General features: G+C 31.6%; 25 protein-coding genes. 19 read left to right on the top strand and 6 right to left on the bottom strand.

Annotated features, from left to right (window positions below; translation table 11 throughout):
- The first annotated feature begins 31 nt into the window (after positions 1–31).
- A complete protein-coding gene (locus tag EOV51_RS06005) occupies positions 32–1123 on the top strand; it encodes a glycosyltransferase (protein WP_164875250.1) in 1092 nt (363 codons plus the stop codon).
- Here EOV51_RS06005 and EOV51_RS06000 read toward each other — a convergent pair.
- Together EOV51_RS06000 and EOV51_RS05995 are read right to left on the bottom strand one after the other, a co-directional pair.
- Complete coding sequence (locus tag EOV51_RS06000) at positions 1093–1983, bottom strand: glycosyltransferase family 2 protein (protein ID WP_128150887.1); 891 nt, start codon at positions 1981–1983, stop codon at positions 1093–1095. The genes EOV51_RS06005 and EOV51_RS06000 overlap by 31 nt on opposite strands.
- A 33-nt stretch (positions 1984–2016) precedes the next feature.
- Complete coding sequence (locus tag EOV51_RS05995; RefSeq protein WP_128150885.1) at positions 2017–2709, bottom strand: cell division ATP-binding protein FtsE; 693 nt, start codon at positions 2707–2709, stop codon at positions 2017–2019.
- Positions 2710–2858: 149 nt separating this feature from the next.
- Here EOV51_RS05995 and EOV51_RS05990 point away from each other — a divergent pair, with 149 nt between their 5' ends.
- From EOV51_RS05990 to EOV51_RS14955, 7 genes are all read left to right on the top strand, one after another.
- A complete protein-coding gene (locus EOV51_RS05990) occupies positions 2859–4880 on the top strand; it encodes a M13 family metallopeptidase (protein WP_128150883.1) in 2022 nt (673 codons plus the stop codon).
- A gap of 4 nt (positions 4881–4884) precedes the next feature.
- Positions 4885–5169 carry a rhodanese-like domain-containing protein gene (locus tag EOV51_RS05985; protein WP_128150881.1) on the top strand — a complete coding sequence of 95 codons (285 nt, stop codon included), beginning with the start codon at positions 4885–4887 and terminating at the stop codon, positions 5167–5169.
- Positions 5170–5235: 66 nt separating this feature from the next.
- Complete coding sequence (locus tag EOV51_RS05980) at positions 5236–5694, top strand: META domain-containing protein (protein WP_128150878.1); 459 nt, start codon at positions 5236–5238, stop codon at positions 5692–5694.
- 141 nt (positions 5695–5835) lie between these two features.
- The gene (gene rpsO / locus EOV51_RS05975; protein WP_128150875.1) at positions 5836–6105 is read left to right on the top strand and encodes a 30S ribosomal protein S15; all 270 of its coding nucleotides are present in this window, start codon (positions 5836–5838) and stop codon (positions 6103–6105) included.
- 275 nt (positions 6106–6380) lie between these two features.
- Positions 6381–8537, top strand: a complete 2157-nt coding sequence (pnp, locus tag EOV51_RS05970) for a polyribonucleotide nucleotidyltransferase (RefSeq protein WP_128150873.1) — start codon at positions 6381–6383, stop codon at positions 8535–8537.
- 124 nt (positions 8538–8661) lie between these two features.
- Complete coding sequence (gene xrtF, locus EOV51_RS05965; RefSeq protein WP_128150871.1) at positions 8662–9198, top strand: exosortase family protein XrtF; 537 nt, start codon at positions 8662–8664, stop codon at positions 9196–9198.
- Complete coding sequence (locus EOV51_RS14955) at positions 9188–9634, top strand: exosortase F system-associated membrane protein (RefSeq protein WP_128150869.1); 447 nt, start codon at positions 9188–9190, stop codon at positions 9632–9634. Before xrtF ends, EOV51_RS14955 begins: the two co-directional genes overlap by 11 nt.
- Here the strand turns inward: EOV51_RS14955 and EOV51_RS05955 are convergent.
- From EOV51_RS05955 to EOV51_RS05940, 4 genes are all read right to left on the bottom strand, one after another.
- A complete protein-coding gene (locus EOV51_RS05955; RefSeq protein ID WP_128150867.1) occupies positions 9624–9893 on the bottom strand; it encodes a hypothetical protein in 270 nt (89 codons plus the stop codon). The two genes, EOV51_RS14955 and EOV51_RS05955, sit on opposite strands and share 11 nt — an antisense overlap.
- Positions 9894–9920: 27 nt before the next feature.
- The gene (rlmB, locus tag EOV51_RS05950; protein ID WP_128150865.1) at positions 9921–10664 is read right to left on the bottom strand and encodes a 23S rRNA (guanosine(2251)-2'-O)-methyltransferase RlmB; all 744 of its coding nucleotides are present in this window, start codon (positions 10662–10664) and stop codon (positions 9921–9923) included.
- Between the two features lie 178 nt (positions 10665–10842).
- Positions 10843–11460: a ribosome biogenesis GTP-binding protein YihA/YsxC gene (yihA, locus tag EOV51_RS05945; protein ID WP_128150863.1), complete on the bottom strand. Its 618-nt coding sequence runs from the start codon at positions 11458–11460 to the stop codon at positions 10843–10845.
- Between the two features lie 5 nt (positions 11461–11465).
- Complete coding sequence (locus tag EOV51_RS05940; RefSeq protein WP_128150861.1) at positions 11466–12230, bottom strand: alpha/beta fold hydrolase; 765 nt, start codon at positions 12228–12230, stop codon at positions 11466–11468.
- A 186-nt stretch (positions 12231–12416) separates the two neighbouring features.
- Between EOV51_RS05940 and mraZ the strand changes: the two genes are divergently transcribed.
- From mraZ to EOV51_RS05885, 11 genes are read left to right on the top strand one after another with little or no spacing between them, the layout of a single operon-like run.
- Positions 12417–12884 carry a division/cell wall cluster transcriptional repressor MraZ gene (mraZ, locus tag EOV51_RS05935; RefSeq protein WP_128150858.1) on the top strand — a complete coding sequence of 156 codons (468 nt, stop codon included), beginning with the start codon at positions 12417–12419 and terminating at the stop codon, positions 12882–12884.
- Positions 12871–13785 carry a 16S rRNA (cytosine(1402)-N(4))-methyltransferase RsmH gene (gene rsmH, locus EOV51_RS05930; protein WP_128150856.1) on the top strand — a complete coding sequence of 305 codons (915 nt, stop codon included), beginning with the start codon at positions 12871–12873 and terminating at the stop codon, positions 13783–13785. Before mraZ ends, rsmH begins: the two co-directional genes overlap by 14 nt.
- Positions 13769–14119: an FtsL-like putative cell division protein gene (locus EOV51_RS05925; RefSeq protein WP_128150854.1), complete on the top strand. Its 351-nt coding sequence runs from the start codon at positions 13769–13771 to the stop codon at positions 14117–14119. Before rsmH ends, EOV51_RS05925 begins: the two co-directional genes overlap by 17 nt.
- Positions 14112–16076, top strand: a complete 1965-nt coding sequence (locus EOV51_RS05920; RefSeq protein ID WP_128150852.1) for a penicillin-binding protein — start codon at positions 14112–14114, stop codon at positions 16074–16076. Before EOV51_RS05925 ends, EOV51_RS05920 begins: the two co-directional genes overlap by 8 nt.
- On the top strand, positions 16073–17533 hold the full coding sequence (locus EOV51_RS05915) for a UDP-N-acetylmuramoyl-L-alanyl-D-glutamate--2,6-diaminopimelate ligase (RefSeq protein ID WP_128150850.1): 1461 nt from the start codon (positions 16073–16075) through the stop codon (positions 17531–17533). The genes EOV51_RS05920 and EOV51_RS05915 overlap by 4 nt, the downstream gene beginning before the upstream one ends.
- Positions 17534–18757 (top strand): phospho-N-acetylmuramoyl-pentapeptide-transferase, encoded by a 1224-nt coding sequence (gene mraY / locus EOV51_RS05910; protein WP_128150848.1) that lies wholly within the window; start codon positions 17534–17536, stop codon positions 18755–18757.
- Position 18758: 1 nt separating this feature from the next.
- Positions 18759–20093, top strand: coding sequence for a UDP-N-acetylmuramoyl-L-alanine--D-glutamate ligase (gene murD, locus EOV51_RS05905; RefSeq protein WP_128150846.1), 1335 nt, complete (start codon positions 18759–18761; stop codon positions 20091–20093).
- A gap of 15 nt (positions 20094–20108) precedes the next feature.
- Positions 20109–21302: an FtsW/RodA/SpoVE family cell cycle protein gene (locus EOV51_RS05900; RefSeq protein ID WP_181951013.1), complete on the top strand. Its 1194-nt coding sequence runs from the start codon at positions 20109–20111 to the stop codon at positions 21300–21302.
- The gene (gene murG, locus EOV51_RS05895) at positions 21289–22395 is read left to right on the top strand and encodes an undecaprenyldiphospho-muramoylpentapeptide beta-N-acetylglucosaminyltransferase (protein ID WP_128150842.1); all 1107 of its coding nucleotides are present in this window, start codon (positions 21289–21291) and stop codon (positions 22393–22395) included. The genes EOV51_RS05900 and murG overlap by 14 nt, the downstream gene beginning before the upstream one ends.
- Before the next feature lie 4 nt (positions 22396–22399).
- A complete protein-coding gene (gene murC, locus EOV51_RS05890; RefSeq protein WP_128150840.1) occupies positions 22400–23761 on the top strand; it encodes a UDP-N-acetylmuramate--L-alanine ligase in 1362 nt (453 codons plus the stop codon).
- Positions 23745–24473 (top strand): cell division protein FtsQ/DivIB, encoded by a 729-nt coding sequence (locus tag EOV51_RS05885; RefSeq protein WP_128150838.1) that lies wholly within the window; start codon positions 23745–23747, stop codon positions 24471–24473. The genes murC and EOV51_RS05885 overlap by 17 nt, the downstream gene beginning before the upstream one ends.

The raw sequence follows: 24473 nt of genomic DNA, 5'->3' as shown, positions 1-24473 counted from the left end.
TTTTGAATAAATATTTTAAATTATCATTTTTTTGAAAATCCTAATTTCGGTAATTAATAACATTTCCACAGATCAAAGAGTAAGTAAAGTTTGTTCTTCCTTAAAAAAACATAATTTTAATATAAATATAATTGGTACTAATCTTTATGGCTCTCCTCCTCTAAAAAAGGAATATCCAGCTTATAGAATTCCCTTGATATTTAATAAAAGTTTTTTATTATTTGCTGAATTTAATATTAAACTTTTTTGGAGATTATTGTTACGAACTGACAAAAACACGATACTTGCATCAAATGATTTAGACTCTTTACTTCCTAATTACCTTGTCTCAAAAATAAAGAAAGTACCTTTGGTATTTGATAGTCATGAAATATACTCCGAGCTTCCCTCTATACAAGGAAGATATTCGCAAAAAGTTTGGAAACTATTAGAAAAATTTTTAATTCCCCGTATTAATTCTTTTTATACCGTAAGTAACGGTTATGCTTCTTATTTTTACAAAACATATAATAAAAAACCTACAGTGATAAATAATGCTCCTTACTTCTACTACAAAGAATTAAATGAGTGCAATGCTTCTAAGATTATTATTTATCAAGGCGTATTAAAAGAAGGGCGTGGCCTTATTCACTTGATACATGCAATGGCTCTTCTTCCACAATTTAAACTTTGGATAGTGGGAACCGGTTTATATGAAAATCGTTTAAAAACATTAGTACGTGACTTAAAATTAAATAATATTGATTTTTTAGGACATAAATTGCCGGAAGAATTAAAAATTATAACTCCACAAGCATCTTTAGGTGTAAGCCTTGAAGAGAACTGCGGGTTAAGTTATTATTATTCTTTACCTAATAAAGTATTTGATTATATACACTCTGGAATACCTATTGTAGGAACATTTCTTCCGGAAATAAAATCTGTAATTGAAGAAAACCAGATAGGTGAAGTAATAATAAATCATGAAGCATCGGAAATCGCAAAAAAAATTAGACTAGTAATGCAAAATGGTAAAAAATTTTATCAGTACAATCTCAGAAAAGCAGCTGAAAAATATTGCTGGGAAAATCAGGAAAATAAACTAATTGATATTTATTTACGAGCAAGTAATTCTGACAAATAACCTAATTTATAAAACTGAAATAATAAAATTGAAGGGGATTTAGATAGCAGATTTTTTCTTATATAAAAATATGATATTTTATATAAATAACGAAGAACTATATCCAGATAAAGGCGTTTAATTTTTATATAAAACAATGCTAATTTAATTAGTGATATATCCTTTCCTTCGTGCATAGCATGAGCCAAATTCCGTACAGCCTTTTCTGTTTTAAATAAAAATTTCTCATTACTCTCCAGACCTAAATGATACATAGGATTCTCAATATGCCTGACAGTTATACCATTTTTTTTTAATTGAGACGAATAAAAAATATCTGTATAACCATAAGTCTCGTTTAGCTCCGGAAAAGGATATTTTAAATAAATATCTTTTTTTATCATAAAACAATTTAAGCGAAACATAAGATGAGGATTTTTTATTCTGGAATTAAAATCTACCTGCTCATGAGTTCTTCCATACTTCCATCGTAATATTCCCTCAGAAGGAACTTCATTCTTATAAACTACATCCCCACAAATGACGTCTTCAAGTAACAATGTAGATTCTATATATTTAAATAAAAAATCCTTATTTACAGGAAACATATCCGCATCTATAAATAAAAGCCAGGAAAAAGTGGATTTAGCAACTAAAAAATTTCTAGCTTTTGCATTACCCACATTTTGCTCTGATAATACATAAGAAACTTCATAAACTTCGCAAGTTTCTTTGTTCAGCAAACTTATATCTTCGTCTGTTGAGCAATCGTCAAACACTAATATTTCAATGGGTAAATCAGATTCAATTGCTTGTTTTTTTAACTCAATAATAAGATCTTTTACAGAGTAATTAAAAACAGGTATGAGAATGGATATCATTAAAATTTAACTCATGTAGAATAAGCGTTAATGTTAAGCGAAAAGATCTTCCGAGTCACCATGATAAACTTTTCCATCTTCACATTTTACAGTTTTAGCCGGAAAATTTTTAATCATAGAATAATCATGTGTAGCCATGAGAATAGCACAATGATTTTTTTCAGCAATACCTTTTAATAACAACATAATCTCATTTGAGGTTTCAGGGTCTAAATTACCTGTTGGCTCATCAGCTAAAATTAAAGCCGGATGATTAAGAAGTGCACGGGCAATAGCTATACGCTGCTGTTCTCCTCCCGATAATTCATGAGGCATTTTATGTTTTTTAGTAGACATGCCTACACTTTCCAAAACTTCATTAATTCTTTCATCAATCGCATATTTATCTTTCCAGCCAGTTGCTTTTAAAACAAATAAGAGATTTTTCTCAACCGTCCTGTCTGTTAATAACTGAAAATCCTGAAAAACTATACCTAGTTTTCGCCTCAAAGCCGGAACCTCATTAGACTTAAGAGAAACAAGATCCATATCAACAACCTTACCGCTACCTTCTATCAAAGGAATATCTCCATATAAAACCTTTAATAAAGAACTTTTACCACTTCCTGTTTTTCCTATTAGGTACGAAAATTCACCTTTCTCTAATATTAAGTTTACATGATTTAATACTAAAAAATTTTTCTGGTAAATACTTGCATTTTTTAAGTATAAGATTGGTTCATTCATTTTAAAGATATTCTGTAATTGAGAATTAATGAAAACAAAAATACTAATTTTAAATATTATTATTTAGAAAGTGGTCTTTAAATTTTTGTTAAAATGAAGGTTATATATGTTTTTTATTTAAATTTGGTTTGAAATACTTAACCCTGAACATGAGAAAATTAATTTTACAAATTCTTTCGTTTATTTCTCTCCCTTTAACCGGAGTTATTGCTCAGAATCATTCAATAAATACCAGTTATATGGATAAAAAAATGAGACCTCAAGACGACTTTTACAATTATGTAAATGGAAATTGGATGAAAACTACACATATTCCGTCTGATAGATCCAGATGGGGTAGTTTTGATCAACTTCGTGAATCTACAGATTCAATTTCTCTAACAATCTTGAAAAAATCACTTTCACAATCTTACCCTAAAGGCAGTGAAGGTCAAAAAATTGCAGATATTTACACTTCTTTTATAGACTTGAAAGCAAGGAATAAACAAGGCATATCTCCAGTAAAACCTTACTTAAATAAGGTTGATAAAGTAAAAACGTTTGAACAATTCAAATCGCTGCTCGAAGAATTTACACCTCTAAATATGAATCCGTTTTACGGATTTTCCGTAGATTCTGATTTTAGTGATAGTAACAAAAATGCTGTTTATTTAAGTGATGCTAGCTTAGGACTCGGGAGAGACTATTACCATAAAGATGATGAAAGATCTAAACAAGTTATTGCTCAATATACTAATTATTTATCTAAACTTCTAAAAGTATTTGGATACACTAATACTGAAGATAAAGCTAGACAAATTACCAATTTTGAAAAGGAATTAGCATCAGAACTATTAACAGTTGAAAAAATTAGAAACTCTCAACTTTTAAATAATCCTTATACACTAACTGAACTAAAAAAAATTTCTAATAACGTTAATTTACCTGCCTACTTGTCAAAATTAGGAATCAAAACAGATAAAGTAATTATTCCTGAAAAAAATTATTATGAAAATCTGGACAAACACATCAACCCTCAAAATCTTGCCCTGCTTAAAGACTATCTTAAGGCTTATATCATTAGAAGTGCTGCTTCCTGTTTAACAGAAGAATTAGACGAAATAGATTTTGATTTTTATGGCAGAACATTGAACGGACAAAAAGAACAAAGAGCCTTAGACAAAAGAGCCCTTTCACATATAAATCATTCAATGGGAGAAGCATTTGGGAAATTATATGTAGCCGAAGTTTTTCCTGAAGAGGCTAAAGCTAATGCTAAAGAACTTATAGACTATCTGGAAAGATCTTTTGTTATTCATATTAAAAATTTGTCATGGATGTCTGAACCTACGAAGAAAAAAGCATTGGAAAAACTTAACCAATTTTCAGTCAAAATAGGTTATCCGGATAAATGGAGAGATTACTCTAAACTGGAAATTAAATCAATAAAAAACGGCGGTTCATTCTTTCAAAACAACCTTAACACCATAATATTTAATTATAATAAAGAAAAAAATAAAATAGGTAAGCCCGTGGATAAAAGCGAATGGTTCATGGCTCCGCAAACAGTAAATGCTTACTACAACCCTATGTATAACGAAATTGTTTTCCCTGCAGCTATTCTGCAACCACCTTTTTACGATTATAAGGCAGATGCTGCTTTAAATTTTGGAGGTATTGGAGCTGTAATCGGACATGAAATGTCACATGGTTTTGATGATAGCGGATCTCAATTTGACGGAGAAGGAAATTTAAAAGACTGGTGGACCCCTGAAGATAAAAAGAAATTTGAAACAGCAACTCAGGCCCTTGTAGAACAATTCAATATGTTCGAACCCTTACCAGGTGCAAATATAAACGGACAACTTACACTGGGTGAAAATATTGCTGATTTGGGCGGACTAACCATATCCTTTGATGCGTTAGAACTTTATTTAGCAGATAAAGGTAGACCTAAAAAAATTGATAATTTTACTCCTGAACAGAGATACTTCATATCTTGGGCTACCATTTGGAGAACCAAAATAACAGATGAAGCACTCAGCAATCAAATAAAAACAGATCCTCATGCACCAGGATATTACCGTGCAATCGCTCCTTTGGAAAACATAGATGGTTTCTATAAAGCTTTCAAAGTAAAAAAAGGAGATAAAATGTTTAAGCCTAAAAATAAAAGAATTATAATTTGGTAATAAAATGAATTTAAAAGAAATTATTAATCATCCGAATGTTACGCTTTTGGATGTAAGAGAAGAAGAAGAATTAATTAACGAAGGAAAGGTACCGAATGCCATACTTATTCCAATGAATGAAATACCAGAGAAAATTGAAGAAATAAAAAAATTCAGCACTCCTTTAGTTGTTTTCTGCAGGTCTGGTAATAGATCAGGTAAAGTTGTGGAATATCTTACCTCACAAGGTTTTTCCGATATTTATAACGGAGGAGGTTTTAAAGATGTAAACGAACTTTTAGATAAATAAGCAAACTGGAAATTTTCTCATTTTGGCAAACTATTTGAATTAAGCATATTACTTAAATACAAAAAAATGAAAAATTTAATTAAATTTAGTTTTATTGGGATATTTTTAACTTGCATATCCTTTACTTTACAAAATTGCGACACTGCTAAAACAGTATCCGATAAAGTAGAAAATAAAGAAATAGCATCAAAACTTAAAGGTACTTGGGTTTTAAAATCAATTAATGGAGTTGATGCAGGCACAGCTTTTAAAGGTACAATTCCTAACATTACATTTGACTTCAATGAACATAGAGTATACGGTAATGGAGGTTGCAATCAATTTAATGGAGGTTTCGCCTTAATTGGAAATATGTTTACCCCTACCCCTATGGCATCAACTATGATGGCATGTGCTCAAAAAAATAAAGAATCTGACTTATTAACTTTATTAGGACAAAAAAGTACTCTTGTTTTTAACAATTATACCCTTCAAATGGTACAGAACGGCAAAGTTGTTCTGGAGTACACTCCTTTAGCCAGATAGTTTACCTTTTTTATATAACAAAAAAGCAGAGAGATATGAAATTTTCATATCTCTCTGCTTTATATAATAGTTTTGTGTTTTGCAATAATTGTTATATATTTGCAGGACAATACATAATAATCATTCAAAATTAATATTGGCATGTATCTGACAACAGAAATTAAAAAAGAAATTTTCGCTAAACACGGTAAAGACGAAAAAAATACCGGAAGCGCAGAAGGGCAGGTTGCTCTTTTTACTTTTAGAATCAACCATTTAACTCAGCACTTAAAAAGAAATCATAAAGATTTCAATACTGAAAGAGCTCTAGTAACTCTAGTAGGTAAAAGAAAAAGATTGCTTGATTACCTTAAGAAAAAAGACATCACAAGGTATAGAGCTATTATTGCGGAATTAGGAATTCGTAAGTAAATGCAGAATATTAAAAAAGGCAATTATAAAATTGCCTTTTTTACATTTTTTTCGAAACAAGTTAAAAAAGAAGAAAGTTTCATTTAATATTCTAATCGTTAATTACTTCTCAATAAAAACACAAAGAGCACTGAATTCCATTAATCTGACTATTTTAATGGACTTGAGTGTTCTCTGAATGTTTATTTCAAAAGAGTTAACTATTGATTTAAATGTAATCGTCTTCTTTTTTACTTTATATAAATAAAGTATTAATTATAATTTTTGAATTTTTTATGGAAATTCCAAAAGCAATTACAGAAAAAATTATTTTAGAAGATGGCCGGGAAATAATTCTGGAAACAGGAAAACTGGCGAAACAAGCGGATGGTTCTGTTGTAGTAAAATGTGGTGGTACTATGTTACTAGCTGCAGTAGTAGCTGCAAAAGAGGCAAAACCAGGAACAGATTTTTTACCTTTAACTGTTGATTACAGAGATAAATTTTCTTCCGGTGGACGTATTCCGGGAGGCTTTATGAAAAGAGAAGGCCGACCTACAGATGAAGAAATTTTAACCATGAGATTGGTTGACAGAGTATTGAGACCTTTATTCCCTGATGATTTCCACGCAGAAATCCAAGTAATGATTCAGCTCATTTCATATGATGATTCCGTACTTCCTGATTCTTTAGCCGGTTTGGCTGCCTCTGCAGCAATAGCTGTTACAGATTTGCCTTTTAATGGCCCTATTTCAGAAGTACGAGTAATCCGTAAAGATGGAAAGCTTATTATAAATCCAAGTTTTGAACAAATGAAAAATGGTTTTGACTTAGATATTATGGTAGGTGCATCTAAAGATTCTATCGTAATGATTGAAGGTGAAATGAGTGAAATTTCAGAAAAAGAAATGATTGATGCAATAGGCTATGCTCACGAATCTATAAAGAAACAAATTGAGGCCATTGAAAAATTAGCTTCTCAGGTTGAAAAATCATTAGTTAAAAGAGAATACTGTCATGAAGAACATGATGAAGATCTAAGAAAAGAAATTACGGATTATGCCTATCAAAAAGTTTATGATATAGCAAAAAATCCATCTGACAAACATGAAAGAAGTGAAAAGTTTAAGGCGGTTTTAGAAGACTTTCTTGCTTCCAAATATACTGAAGACGAACAGGAGTTAAGAGAAGAAAAAGAATCTCTGGCAAAAACTTATTTTCACGATGTGCAAAAAGAAGCTGTCAGACAACTTATTCTTAATGAAGGAATACGTTTAGATGGACGTGATACAAAAACTATTCGTCCTATCTGGTGTGAGGTTAATTATTTACCTGGCTCCCATGGTTCAGCAGTATTTACAAGAGGTGAAACTCAGTCTTTAACTACAGTTACTTTAGGTTCTTCTTTAGATGCTAACCGAGTGGATAATGTAATTTCTCAACATGAAGAAAAATTCTATTTACATTATAATTTCCCTCCTTTCTCTACCGGTGAAGTAAAACCCATAAGAGGTGTTTCAAGGAGAGAAATTGGACATGGAAATTTAGCTCAAAGAGCTCTTAAAAAAGTTATCCCTGAAGATTCTCCTTATACTATCAGAGTAGTTTCTGATATCTTGGAATCAAATGGTTCCTCATCTATGGCTACGGTTTGTGCCGGAACATTAGCACTAATGGATGCAGGTATTCAAATTAAAAAACCTGTATCCGGAATAGCGATGGGGTTAATTACAGATAAATCTTCAGGAAAATGGAGTGTTCTTTCAGACATTCTAGGAGACGAAGATCATTTAGGAGACATGGATTTTAAAGTAACCGGAACAGCAGATGGAATTACTGCTTGTCAAATGGATATAAAAATTCAGGGGTTATCATTTGAAATCATGGAACAGGCACTTAATCAGGCAAAAGAGGGAAGATTACATATACTTGGTAAAATTCTGGAAACATTACCTGCTCCTAACGAGCACTTAAAACCAAATGCGCCTAAATTAATTTCGCTAGATATTCCTAAAGAGTTTATTGGAGCAGTTATAGGCCCTGGTGGAAAAATAATACAACAACTTCAGAAAGATACAGATACTATCATCACTATTGAAGAAACTGATGATGTGGGTAGAGTTGAAATTTCCGGTGTAGATCAGGCAAAAATTGATGATGCAATTGCACGAATCAAACAAATTGCCTTCGTTCCGGAAGTAGGAACAATATACAAAGCTAAAGTTGTATCCATTAAGCCTTTCGGAGCATTTGTTGAAATATCAAAAGGTGTAGAAGGTCTAGTACATATTTCTGAACTGGAGTGGAGAAGACTTGAAAAAGTAGAAGAATCCGTTAACCTAGGAGATATCATTGAAGTCAAATATCTGGGAACTGATGACAAAAAGAAAATGAAATTATCCCGTAAAGTTTTATTACCAAGACCTGAAAAAAAGGAAGGAAATAAAGATTAAAAATAATAAAACAATAATAAAAAACAGGTTTCACTTTTGTAAAACCTGTTTTTTATTTTCAATTCTTATCTAATTACTAATTTTAATATATGTACATTTGTAAACTATTTACCAGCAATTAATTATGAAGGAATATAAACCAATTATTCTAAGTCTTATTAAATTTTTTGCAGTATATATTGTACTCATAGCAATCTATTATTTGTATTTAAATTACTATCAAGACATATTAAAAACTTGCGATCCTTTTACAGAAGTGGTGGCAAAGCAATCCAGTTTATTGTTAAATCTTGTAGGTTTTCCAAGTGAAACACATCATTTCAATCAAGAAAATTACATGCATTTTTCAATCAATAATAAGTATATAAGTGGTGTAAATGAGGGCTGTAATGCTATTTCTGTGATTATACTTTTTTTATCATTTGTTATCGCTTTTTCTTCAGGAAAAATAAAAACGCTATTGTACATATTAGTAACACTTCCAATAATTCATTTTGCAAATATTATTCGTATTGCTTTCATTAATTATGTATTTTACTACTATCCTCAGTACGGTAAAGATGTACATGATTATATTTTCCCAGCAATTATTTATGGACTTATTATTATACTATGGATTATATGGATAAAATATTTTGTATTTGTAAAAAATGAAAAATAAAATACGAATATTAGGAATAATTTTTTGTTTTATCTTATTGATAACTATCCGCAGACTTGAAGTTGTTTTATTTTATGATCCTCTACTTGCTTTTTATAAGCAAACAAAATTTAATCATTTACCTGTTCCTGATTTTAACATTATAAAACTCATATTATCACTAATATTTAGATATACTTTAAATACATTTCTAAGCCTCCTAATATTAAAATTATGGTTTAATAATAAAAACATACTTAAATTATCCTTATATATCTACATAATTGGATTTATAATTTTTACAATATTATATATTGGTTCGCTTTATACTAATTTCGGATTAGGGTATATGCCTACATTCTATATAAGAAGAATTCTTATACAACCCGTAATATTACTTATACTAATTCCATCAGTGTATTATTATAAATACACAAAGAATAAATCTACAAATTAGTATTTTCTGAAGTATTTTCACTTTCAGCCTTAATAACCGGAGCTTCTTGTTTAATTTTCGCCTGTTTTAATTTGACACTTCTGGCTTTACTATTATAACCCATTATAGACCCTACAATTAATCCTAGGCCAGCACCAAAAAGCACCCCAATAATCATAGGAAAAGTTATAAAAGACTCACTGGAACTATTATTTTGAATATATGTAATAGCACCTCCAAAAATCATGAATACTATACCAACAATTAACGCTGTTCTCATTATTATTTAATTTTTAAATATTATTAATTAACGATTATTTGACAAATTTTGTCTGACTACTTCATAAAGAAAAGCTCCACATGCAACAGAAACATTTAAGGATTCTGTTTTGCCATAAACAGGAAGTTTTAATTTACTATCAGCATTTTTGAGTAAATCCTTGGAAATCCCCCTTTCTTCATTTCCCATAATAATAGTTAATGGCAAAGATAATTCATCATCGTATATAAACTTATCTGTTTTCTCAGTAGCACACACAATTTTTATTCCACTTAGCTTTAAAAAGTCTAATACTTTCAATAAATTTTTTTCTTTGCAAATTTTCAGATTAAAAATAGCTCCGGCAGAAGTCTTTATTGAATCGGAATTTATGGGAGCTGTACCCTCTTCAGGAATAACTATGGCATCTACACCAACTATTTCTGCAGTTCTGCAAATCGCTCCAAAGTTCCGTACATCAGTAAGATGATCCAACATTAATATAAAAGGCATTTTACCTTCATCAAACAGCTGAGGCACAACATCTTCAATACTAAAAAACTGAATAGGGGAAAGAAAAGCACAAATTCCCTGATGATTCTTCCGGGTTAGTCTGTTTAATTTTTCTATAGGAACGTATTTAATATGAATACCTGCCTGAGAAAATTTTTGTTTTAATACCTTAATATTTTCTCCTAATAAACCATTTTGCAAGAAAACCTTATCAAAAGTTTTACCTGCCTCTAGAGCTTCCATTACCGGATGAATGCCAAATATAAAATCCTTTTCCATTTAGACAAATATACTAATAACTTGAATTAAATAATACTATTTATGTAGGAAAGTCGTTTTCTGAAAAACAAAACTAACATATTTAGCCTAGTACGAAGTAACATAAATTTTATCACATTCTAATTGAAAATATTTCAGGATGTTGATAAGATATCAGAATTTAAAACCTATCTGTTTTTTAAAAATATACCTTATTTCTAATTAACATCTTATTGGTATCTTCTATATATGACAAAATTTCTTCCTTACCAATCTTTTTTTCTGATGAAGTTTTAAACATCTCTGGAAGTTCATCCCAGTTTTTTCTAAGCTCTTGAGAGTATTTTTTAAAGTTGTAAGAAAATTCTCTTTGATTAATTTTATCAATTTTAGTAAAAACAATGGTAAAAGGAATTCCTTCCTCACCTAACCAATTAATAAAATCTAAATCTATTTGCATAGGTGAATGCCTACCATCCACTAAAATGAAGAGATTCACTAAATTCTTTCTTCCTAAAATGTAATTTTCAATCATCTTTGAAAATGAAGCACGGTCACTTTTAGAAACCTTAGCATAACCATAACCTGGCAAGTCAGTTAAATACCAATTATTATTAATGATAAAATGATTAATTAATTGGGTTTTACCAGGAGTAGATGACGTTTTAGCCAATCCTTTTCTACTGGTTAGCATATTTATTAAAGAAGACTTTCCAACATTAGATCTTCCAATAAAAGCATATTCAGGCTTGTTATCCTCCGGACAATCATCTAAATATTTACTACTTTTAACAAATTCAGCTGAAAGTATATTCATTCTTATTATTTTTTATTTTCTTTCAGCCAATTAAACAATAACTGATTAAATTCTTCTGGTTTTTCCATCATTGCCGAGTGACCACATTTATCAACCCAGAATAATGTTGAATTTGGAATAAATTCATCAAATTCTTCAGCTACTTCCGGAGGTGTAACATTATCTTGCTTTCCCCATATAATACAGGTGGGCTGAATAATATCTTTTAAATCTTTCGATAAATTATGCTTGATTGCACTTCTCGCGATATGTATGGTTTTTATGGCTTTTACTCGATCGGTTACTGTTTCATACACCTGATCAACTAATTCTTTGGTGGCAACAGAAGGATCATAAAAAACTTCTTCCGCTTTTTTCTTTATGTAATCATAACTTCCCCTTCTGGGATAAGTATCACCAAAGCTTCTTTCATACAATCCTGAACTACCTGTTAAAACCAGAGCATCCACATAATGAGGCTTTTTCAATGATATCATTAAAGCTAAATGTCCTCCTAATGAATTTCCAATAATAATAGAAGGTTCTTTAACCACTCTTCTCAGAAAACTTATAACATAATTAGTAAGACCTATTATATTTGTTTTTAATGGAGGTAAAGAATATAATGGAAGTTCAATCGAGTAAACTTTATATCCGTTTTTGGAAAAAAAATCTACCTGATCCTTAAAATTACTTAATCCACCCATTAATCCATGTAATAAAACAATAGGTTTTCCTTCTCCTGCCTCTGTATATATGAATTTTTTTTCTCTACGAAAGTTAAAAATCATTGGTTAATCTTAAAGCTTGTGTATAATTGCAAAAGTACATCATTTTTACCAAATAATAATATATTTTAATAATACTTTACTAATTAAGCCATTGAGTTTCTTTTCGGCCTGAAATTTGAAAGTTATCAACAAAAGTGGGTAGAAGTGGAGGAAAGTGGATTTTATTTTTTATTTTTGATGATTATTATGGTTAACTTTATAGGAACATATGAATGCACCCTTGATTCAAAAGGCAGAATGCTTCTTCCGTCAGGACTTAAGAAGCAAATAGATAGCCTTTTGCACGAAGGTTTTGTTCTTAAAAGATCTGTCTTCCAACCTTGCCTGGAACTTCATCCAATGTGTGAATGGAATATTACCATGAATAAAATAAACAAACTTAACCGTTTTGTTAAAAAAAACAATGACTTTATAAGGCAATTCACAGCCGGCCTGAAAAATGTGGAAATAGATACTAGCGGAAGACTTCAGGTAAGTAAAGATTTGATTCAGTTTGCCAAACTTGAAAAAAATATTGTTGTTGCTGCATCTATCAACGTGATTGAAATTTGGGATAAATCACTTTACGAAAATGCAGTATGTGTTAATGATGAAGACTTTGCCCTGCTGGCAGAGGATGTAATGGGAAATATCTCTGAAGATGAGCTATCATAATTCTGTATTATTAAATCAAAGCGTTGAAGCCTTAATACATAATCCGGATGGAATCTATGTAGATTGCACTTTTGGAGGAGGGGGGCATTCAAGGCTTATTTTGGATAAACTTTCTGAGAAAGGTAAATTGTTTGCTTTTGATCAAGACTCAGATGCCATACAAAATACAATTGAAGATTTTCGTTTTACCCTGATACAACAAAATTTCAGGTTTATAAAAAATTTTCTTCGATTTTATAAAATAGAGCAAATTGATGGAATATTAGCCGATTTAGGTGTTTCTTCGCATCAGTTTGATATTCCTGAAAGAGGTTTTTCAATACGTTTTGAAGGCCCTTTGGATATGAGGATGAACACCAGCCAGCCTTTATCCGCTAAAGAAATTATAAATACCTATACTGAAGAACAGCTGGCAGAAATATTCTATTATTACGGTGAACTCTCACAGTCCAGAAAAATCGCAAAAGAGATAGCTTCAAAAAGAAATGAACAATCAATTGAAACTACTGATCAGTTAAAAGAACTATTTAAAAATACGATTCCTCAACATAAACAAAATAAATTTTACGCACAATTATTTCAGGCGTTGAGAATTGAAGTTAACGATGAATTAAGTTCACTTAAAGAACTTTTAACACAAAGTTATGAATTACTCAAACCTGGTGGAACCCTGGTATTTATTTCATACCACTCTCTGGAAGACCGTTTGGTAAAAAAATTCATTAAAACCGGTTTATTTGAAGGTGAACCAGAAAGAGACATCTTTGGAAACTGGCACAAACCATTTGATTTAGTTTCATCAAAAGCTATAATTCCAGCAGAAAATGAAATTATGGAAAACCCAAGAGCCCGCAGTGCAAAAATGAGAATTGCAATTAAAAGAAATGGCGAGAAGAAGTAAAAATAAAAATAGAACCCGAACTTTATCAGATATACTGAGAGGGAAATTTTTAGTTGAAGGAGATGCTTTTTCAGCTTGGAAGTTTATACTCTTTATTGTGGTGTTATCACTTATATCTATCTCTTCTTCTCATATAGTTGATGAAAAAGTAGTAGAAATATCTTCTTTGAAAGAGAAAGCAGAAGAATATAAAGCTAGATACGCTTTAATACACAGCAAATTAATGAAATTAAAAGTTGAATCTGAACTAGAAAATATGGTAATCGCAGACTCACTTTTTGCTTTAGATAAACAACCATATAAAATTTTGGTACCTAAAACTGAAAATGAATAAAGAACGAAAAAACATATTAGCCCGAGCTTATCTTGTTGCCGCATTTATCTTATTATTTGCAGTACTTGTATTTGCACGTCTAATCTTTATTCAGACTCATGACACAGAGAAATATAAAAACCTGGCCCAGACAACTAATTTCAGAAATGTTGAGGTAAAAGCGGCCCGAGGCAATCTGTATGCTTCAGACGGAATTCTTCTAGCCACTTCAATCACTAAATATGATATTTACTTGGATATGAAAACTATCCGAAATGAATTATATCAAAACAATGTCACAATTCTTTGCGATTCGCTTCAAAAAATGTTTGGTAAACCCAGCCATTACTATTATAAAGTGCTAAACGAGGGAAGAAGATCTAAAAATCAATACATGAAACTGGCTAAAGGGCTAGACTATGAGCAATTTGCCAGATTAAGAAATTTCCCTATTTTGAATAAAGGTCAAAATAAAGGTGGTTTTATTGTAGAGAGAAGAATTGAAAGAATAAAAACAATTACCGGATTTGGAAACCGTACATTAGGTTTTGATAATGAAAAAGGAAAGTCTGGTCTTGAAGGTGCTTTTTCATCCTATCTAAAAGGTAAAAACGGGCGGGAGATTCAACAGAGGATTAACCAGAAACAGTGGAAACCTATTAATATAGAAATGGAACCTCTGGATGGGGATGATGTTTACACTACCATAGATATGAGAATTCAGGATATTGCTTATTCTGCTCTTCAGGATCAACTGGAAAAATCAGAAGCCAATCATGGATGTGCTGTAGTTATGGATGTTAAGACAGGTAAAATTGTAGCCATGACTAATTTACAAAGAACCAAAAACGGAGATTACGATGATCTCAGAAATTTTGCTGTATGGGAAGCTGCAGAACCTGGTTCTACCTTTAAGTCTATATCTATGCTTGCTTTGTTAGATGACGGATACGTTGGCCCTGAAACAACTGTCGATATAGGAACCGGCTCATGGAATTATTACAAGCATGTAGTCCGAGACGATCATGGGCACGGTACGATTACTCTTTCACAGGTACTTTCACAATCCAGTAACGTTGGAATAGCAAAAACAGTCACCAAATATTACTCTAAAAATCCAAAAGATTTTTTAAATAAAGTTAATTCTTGGGGAATCAATACTAAAACGGGAATAGATATACCAGGAGAAAGCTCTCCTTTCATTCCTAAATATGATAAAACATGGAGTCCTGTAACGCTTGCATGGATGTCTTTCGGATATGGAGTAAAATTAACCCCTTTGCAAATACTTACTTTTTATAACGGTATAGCGAATAATGGTGTATTAATGAAACCCCAGCTATTAGATAAAATAGAAAGAAAGGGAGAAACGGTGAGAAAATTTACACCGGAAATTTTAGATAAAAAAATGGCATCTGAAAAAGCGATTTCAGATCTAAAAAAAATGCTGACTTATGCTGTTGAAACAGGAACTTCACGAAGTATTTACACTCCTAACTTATCAATGGCTGGAAAAACCGGAACTGCCCAAGTAGAATATTGGAATAAAGGTAAAGGAAGACTCTATCAGGCTTCGTTTTGTGGATTCTTTCCGGCAGAAAATCCGGAATATTCTTGCATTGTCGTAATAAATAAACCCAAAAAAGGCTTTTACGGAGCACAAGTTGCTGCTCCGGTATTTAAAGAAATTGCAGGTAAAGTATATTTAAAAAAACCATTAAACTTACCTAAAGAAGATAATACAAAACAATCTGTAAATATTGAAAGTCTGATAACTAAAGTTAATAAACCTACTATTAATACTGCAACAACTCTGGTACCTAATGTAGTTGGTTATTATGGAAAAGATGCAATACCAGCACTGGAAAATTTAGGCTTAAAAGTCGTATATACAGGACAGGGAAAAGTTAAAGAACAATCAATCACAGGATATCCTCTGAAAAAGGGAATGACCATATATTTAAAACTTGGGGCATGAAAAAACTTTCAGACATATTATACAAAGTAGCTATTGAAAAAGTTATAGGAAATGTTAACATTCCTATCAATTCATTATCTTTTAATTCCAGAACAGTCCAACATGGCCACACTTTCTTTGCAATCAGGGGCTACGATCTTGATGGACACAAATATATTTCAGCAGCTACCGAAAATGGTGCTGTAGCAATAGTTTGTGAGGCACTTCCTGAAGAGCTGTATGATCATATAACTTACATTCAGGTAAAAGATTCATCCATAGCATTAGGAATTTGTGCATCCAACTTTTATGACAATCCTTCTGAAAAATTAACTCTAGTGGGGGTAACAGGTACTAACGGGAAAACAACCACAACCACTTTATTATTTAATCTTTTTTCACAATTTGGTTATTCATGTGCTTTGTTATCAACCATTGAAAATATAATAGGAGAAATAAAACTTACATCAAATCATACAACACCAGATCCGATTACCATCAACCAAATCTTATCGCAGGCGGTTGAAAATGATTGTAAATATGCATTTATGGAAGTGAGTTCGCATGGAATACAACAAAACAGATTAGCGGGTCTTACTTTTAAAATTGCAGCGTTCACTAACATAACCCACGATCACTTAGACTATCATAAAACTTTTGCAAACTACTTAGCTGCGAAAAAGAAATTTTTTGACGAATTACCTAAAACAGCAATAGCTATTACAAATATTGATGATAAGAATGGCTGGGTAATGTTACAAAATACATCAGCAAAAAAAGTTTCTTATGCTTTAAAATCCAACTCAGACTATAAAGGGAAAATTATAGAAAATCGGTTAGACGGAATGCTTTTACAATTTAACGGGCAGGAATTCTGGACTTCACTAGCCGGTAAATTTAATGCATATAATGAGCTATTAGCTTATGCAATAGCTATGGAGCTTGGTTTCGAATCCATCATAATACTTACTGAGCTTAGCAAATTACAAAGAGTAAAAGGACGATTTGAAACTTTTGTTTCTGATAATGGAGTTTTTGTAATTGTAGATTACGCACACACACCAGATGCTCTAAAAAACATTTTGGATGCAGTTAATCAAATTAGAACCAGAAATGAACAACTTATTACTGTTTTTGGTTGTGGCGGACACCGGGATAAACAAAAAAGACCGGAGATGGGAAAAATAGCAACTCAATTATCTGATTACACCATTATAACATCAGATAATCCAAGAGATGAACAGCCCGATGAAATTATTAAAGAAATTGAAGCTGGTATAGAACCACAAAATACAAATAAGTATTTGTCTGTTTCCGACAGAAAACAAGCGATAAAAACTGCTATTAAAATAGCTAAATCTAAAGATATTATACTTATAGCAGGAAAAGGACATGAAAATTATCAAGAAATCAATGGTGAGAAATTTCCTTTTGATGATATGGTTATAACTCAACAATTATTAAAAAATATAAATTAAATGTTATATTATTTATTTCAATATTTAAATGAACATTACTACTTCTCCGGAAGCGGATTATATAAGTATATAACTTTTCGTGCTCTTGCGGCGGTTATTACCTCATTATTTATTTCCCTAATTATTGGGAAAAAAATTATTATAGCATTAAGAAAAAAACAATTAGGAGAAACTGTACGGGAACTAGGTCTTTCCGGACAAAAAGAAAAAGAAGGAACACCAACCATGGGAGGAGTGATCATTATACTGGCTACTTTAGTACCTGTATTATTATTCTGCCGTTTAGAAAATATATATGTAATTATTCTGGTAGTTTCTACCGTATGGATGGGTATTATAGGATTTTTAGATGATTTTTTAAAAATTCACAAAAAGAATAAAGAAGGTCTAAAAGGCAAATTTAAAGTACTTGGACAAATAGGACTTGGTATTTTTGTTGGAGTTACCTTATATCTTAATCAGGATATTGTAATACGAGAAAAAATTGAAGATGTTCACAGTACGGAATTTACCAAGGATTTTTATCCTAATGAAAAATCATTTAAAACCACTATTCCCTTTTTTAAAAATAATCAGTTTGATTATGGTAAAATATTGACATGGGCAGGGGTAAGTGATGAAGAATCAGAAAAAATGGTTTGGATAATTCTCATCCCTATAGTTATAACCATTGTAACAGCAGTATCTAACGGCGCTAATTTAACTGACGGTATCGATGGCCTTGCCGCCGGAAGTTCAGCCATCATAGTACTAACTTTGGCTTTATTTGCCTATGTATCCGGAAATATCATGATGGCAGATTACCTTAATCTCATGTACATCCCTAATTCCGGCGAAATAGTTATTTTCTCTGCTGCATTTGCAGGAGCACTCATCGGATTCCTTTGGTATAATACGTATCCGGCCCAGGTATTTATGGGTGATACGGGCAGCCTTACCATTGGAGGTGTTATTGCTGTCCTGGCAATAGTATTAAGAAAGGAATTATTAATACCCGTATTATGCGGAATATTTTTAGTTGAAAACTTATCAGTAATAATACAAGTTGCTTATTTTAAATATACTAAGAAAAAATATGGAGAAGGAAAAAGAATTTTCTTAATGTCTCCCCTACACCACCATTTTCAAAAACTGGGATACCACGAAAGTAAAATCGTTACAAGATTTTGGATCGTAGGAATTATGCTTGCCATTATTTGTATAATAACTTTAAAAGTCAGATAACATGAAAAAGTTAGTAGTATTAGGTGGAGGCGAAAGCGGTATAGGAGCAGCTATTTTAGGAAAAAAAGAAGGGTTTGATGTTTTCTTATCTGATTCAGGCCCGATTAAAGAAGACTACAAAAGAGAATTGATTGAAAGAGGGATCAATTTTGAAGAAAAAATTCACTCAGAGGAAATTATACTGAGTGCCGACTGGATTATAAAAAGTCCGGGAGTTCCTAAAAAAGCAGATATAATAAAAAAGATAAATGATAAAAATATACCGATTTCATCTGAGATAGAATTCGCATCAAGGTATACATCCGCCATTCTAATTGCTATTACAGGTTCTAACGGAAAAACTACCACTACCTCACTCACCTACCACATATTTAAAACTGCTGGTCACAACACGGGATTAGCAGGAAATATAGGTAAAAGTTTTGCCTGGCAGGTTGCGGAAGACAATTATGAATATTATATACTTGAAATCAGCAGCTTTCAATTAGATGATGTTCAAAATTTCAAACCACATATAGCGATGGTTTTAAATTTAAGTCCTGATCATTTAGATCAGTATGATTATAACTATCAAAACTATGCAGATGCTAAATTTAAAATTACAGAGCATCAAAATACAGAAGACTATTTCATCTATAATTTAGATGATGAAATGACAAAAAAATGGTTGATTGATAATAAAACTCAAGCAAATATAATTCCTTTTTCTTTAAAAGAAATTGTAGAAAAAGGAGCCTATAGTGACGAAGAAAATATATACATAAATATAAACGAAGACAAACTAAAAATGAAGATAAACGAATTAGCATTAGCAGGAAAACATAATGTTGCAAATTCTATGGCTGCAGGTATAGCAGGGAAATTGTCTAAAATTAAAAATGACTTTATTAAACAAAGTTTAATGGATTTTGAAGCCGTTGAACACCGCCTTGAGTTTGTCTTGAAAATTAATGGAATTAATTTTATTAACGATAGCAAGGCTACCAATGTAAATTCTGTTTACTATGCTTTGGAAAGCATGAAAACTCAGGTTGTCTGGATTGTAGGCGGTACTGATAAAGGTAACGATTATGCAGAGCTAATACCTTTCGTAAGACAAAAAGTCAAAGCTATTGTTTGCCTTGGACTGGATAACAGCAAACTTATTGAAACTTTTAAGGACATAGTACCCAACATGACGGAAACACAATCAATGAAAGATGCTGTAAACGCCGCTTACCTATATGGTAAAAAAGGAGATACAGTTTTACTTTCACCAGCATGTGCTAGTTTTGATTTGTTTAAAAATTACGAAGAAAGAGGAAAACAATTTAAAGAAGAAGTTAGAAAATTGTAATTACTTACAATAAACATGAGAAAAATAAAACAAAAATTTAAAGGTGACCCGATTTTATGGGCAGCAATATTTTTAATATCGCTGGCATCTTTCTTACCGGTTTATTCTGCAAGCTCAAATTTACAATATGTAGTTGGGCAAGGTTCGGTAATGGGGCACTTTGCAAAACATGCAGGATTTATAATGGTTGGCATCTGCATAGTTTTTATTTTTCAAAAGATTGATTACAAATATTTTGGAGGATTTTCCAAACTTCTACTCCCTGTTGTTATTTTTCTATTAGTTTTAACATTAATGCAGGGAAATAACATTGATGGTGCAAATGCTTCCCGTTGGCTCAAACTGCCAGGAGTTCCATTTGCTTTTCAAACCTCTGTTTTCGCTGCACTTATATTAAATATTTATGTCGCAAGATATCTGGATAGAAATAAAGATAAAGAAATAACATTTAATAATAGTTTCGTACCCATTTTATTACCTGTTTTCTTAGTAGTAGGACTCATATTTCCTGCAAATGGTTCCACCGGAATTATGATTTTTTTAATGGTGTTGGCGTTACTGTTTATAGGTGGTTATCCAATCAAAATATTACTATCAATCATTGGTGTGGGAATTATCGTAGCATTTATTTTCATTACGTTGGTTTTAAAATTTCCTGATGCATTTCCCAGCCATCGTGTACATACATGGAAAAGCCGTATTGAAAATTTTACAGGAGAAGATAAAGAAGAAAGCTATCAGGTACAACAAGCCAAAGCTGCAATTGTACAGGGAGGCATTATTCCCAGAGGACCAGGTAAAAGTGCATTTAAGCAATCATTACCGCAGTCTTCTTCAGACTTTATATTTGCTATAATTGTAGAAGAATATGGATACGGAGGCGTATTTATATGCTTTTTCTTATATCTGCTTATTTTATGGAGAATTATAGTAATAGCAACAAAAGTAGAACATATATTCGGTACACTTTTAGTCATAGGTGTAGGAATTCCCATAATATTTCAGGCATTTTCCAATATGGCTGTAGCTGTAAATCTCATTCCGGTCACCGGACAGCCGTTGCCTATACTAAGTTACGGAGGTACATCCATGTGGGTTACCTATATGGCTTTTGGTATTATTATAAGTGTAAGCAGGGAAATAGTACCAAAAAAAACAGAGCAAAACGATAATAAAACAAGTGAAGAGGTAAATTATGAAATCGCCTAAATTTTTAATAAGCGGAGGAGGAACCGGTGGACATATTTTCCCAGCCATTGCAATTGCGGATGAGTTGAGAAAACGACTTCCTGATGCGGAAATACTTTTTGTAGGCGCTCAGGATAAAATGGAAATGGAAAAAGTTCCGCAGGCAGGATATAATATCGAAGGCCTTTGGATTTCAGGCATATCCAGAACTTCAATTTTTTCGAATTTTAAATTTCCTTTTAAAATTATTTCCAGTTTACTTAAATCCAGAAAAATTATAAATAAATTCAAGCCAGATGCTGCTATAGGTACCGGAGGATTTGCATCAGGGCCAGCATTATATGCTGCATCCAGAGCAGGAATACCGACTTTTATACAGGAACAAAACTCGTTTCCGGGAATTACCAATAAAAAACTGGCGGCGAAAGCCTCAGCCATTTATGTGGCTTATGAAGGAATGAATCAATATTTTCCTGAATCAAAAGTTAAACTTACAGGAAATCCTGTCAGAACATCACTTTTTACAGACATTCCGGATACCCAGGAAGCAAAAAAAATATTAGGACTTAATCCCGGGAACTTAACAATTCTTTCTGTAGGAGGATCATTAGGTTCAAGAACAATGAATAATTTCTGGAAAGAAAATGCAATACATTTTGCTGAACAAAACATTCAAATTATATGGCAGACAGGAAAATTGGATTTCCCTACTCTATCTAAAGACACTAGTCTGAAAAATAAAAATATCCATATCAATGAATTTATTAAAGATATGTCCAATGCCTATGCGGCTGCAGATATAATCATATCAAGGGCGGGTGCTATTGCCATTTCTGAATTATGTTTAGCCGGAAAGCCAACGATATTGATACCGTTTCCTTATGCTGCAGAAGATCATCAAACGAAAAATGCAGAACAGTTAGTTTCTAAAAATGCTGCAATTATGGTTAAAGATCAGGAAGTACCTGTTGTTTTATCAGAAAAAATTCAAAATTTAATTGATGATAAAAACATAAGAGAACAACTTAGCATAGAAATTCTTAAATTAGGAAAACCCCATGCGGTTAAAGATATAGTTAGCGACATACTTAAAAAACTAAAATTCGACAATTAAATAAATGACAGATATTCATACATATAAGAATTATTATTTTCTAGGCATTGGTGGAATTGGAATGAGTGCCCTTGCACGTTATTTCAAATTTTCAGGCTCACAGGTTTATGGATACGATAGAACCCGTACTCAGCTTACGCAAACGCTGGAGAAAGAAAATATAAACATTATATATGATGATGAAATATCATTATTAGTACCTGGAATCAATCCAGAAAACACACTAGTTGTTTACACTCCGGCAGTATCTAATCAATTAAAAATTAAAAACTATTTTACAGAACAAGGATTTACAATACTTAAAAGATCTCAGGTATTAGGAGAAATTACACAAACGTCTCAATGCCTTGCTATAGCCGGAACGCATGGTAAAACCACAACAACAACTTTATTAGGTCATATATGCAAATATGCTGATGTACCTGCCACCGCTTTTTTAGGAGGAATATCTGCAAATTATAAAAGCAATTTCATATATAACGGAACTCAAATATCAATAGTTGAAGCGGATGAATTTGATCGTTCATTTTTAACCCTTTCACCTAATATGGCTGTAATCACCTCCACCGATGCAGATCATCTGGATATTTATGAAGATTCGAATCAAATTATAAAATCATTTAATGATTTTGCCAGCTTGGTTCCAGAAAACGGTTTTCTTTTAGTTAAAAAAGGTCTTCCTATTGAAGCTAAACATCATACTTATTCAGCGTACGAAAAAGCAGAATTTTATTCAGATAACATCAGAATTATTGATAACACATTTATTTTTGACTTGATAACACCGGATAAATCGATTAAAGATTTAATTATACATCTTCCGGGAAAACACAATATTGAAAATGCAGTTGCGGCATTAACTATAGCTCTTCAATTAGGAATTGAACCTGAAATTTTAAGAAAAGCTCTTGAGGAATTTAAAGGTGTAGGAAGAAGATTTATACAAACGAAATACAGCAATGGAAAAATTTATATTGATGATTATGCACATCATCCTACCGAGCTCAATGCTGCAATAGACACGGTAAGAAATTTGTATCCGGGTAAAAAGCTGTTAACATTATTTCAACCACATTTATTTTCCAGAACAAGAGATTTTGCCAGTGATTTTGCCAGAAGTCTGGAAAAAACAGACGAGCTGTTATTATTGGAAATATATCCTGCAAGAGAAGAACCTATTTCAGGGATAACTTCAAGCTGGTTAAGTGACATGATAAATTTAAAAGCAAAAGAAGTGACATCTTTAGAGCATGCACTCGATGTTTTAAAAACTAAAGATTTTGACGTGCTTCTAACCGTAGGAGCTGGTAATATAGACACATTATATGAACCTATTAATGATTATTTAAATGAAATTAAAGTATAGATTTTTAAAAATATTTCTGTTAATTATTTCTTTAGGTTTCTTAATGAATTTTGCCACCCAAAGACATAACAACAAGGAGATACACAAAATACAAATCCATATTGAAAACTCTGATAAAGTACATTTTGTAACAGAGCCCATGGTGAAAAATATAATCAATATTTCATCAAAAAACGGAAAAAAGGCTTTAAAGATTAAAGATATAGATATAATAAAAACTGAACAAAATTTAGATGCAAATCCATTTGTAATACAGAGTAATGTGTATATTGACTTGGAAGGTATTGTTAATGTAACTGTTAGTCAAAAAATCCCAGTAGTACGGATTAAAACAGCAAACGAAGAGTTTTATTTAGATCAACAAGGAAATAAATTTCCATTGTCTAAAAATTTTTCTTTTCCTTGCCTAATGGTTTCCGGAGATATAAAACCTGATGAGTATGCAAATTTAACTTATCTGTGCAAACTCATCTCTGTTGATAACTTGTTTAAAAATCATATTATAGCAATAGAAAAAGACAAAAGAAAATCCTATAACTTTCTTTTGAATATTCCTGGAGTCTATATAGAATATGGCGATCTCGCAAATAGCCCTCAAAAACTGACCAACCTGAAAGAATTTTACAAGCAATACTTGGACTATGTAGGTTTTAATGCCTATAAAAAAATTAGTTTAAAATATGACAATCAAATAGTTGCAACAAAAAGATAA

Origin of the sequence: Apibacter raozihei (assembly GCF_004014855.1) — a bacterium.
Classification (GTDB): domain Bacteria; phylum Bacteroidota; class Bacteroidia; order Flavobacteriales; family Weeksellaceae; genus Apibacter; species Apibacter raozihei.
This window is presented reverse-complemented; position numbering and strand designations above follow the sequence as displayed.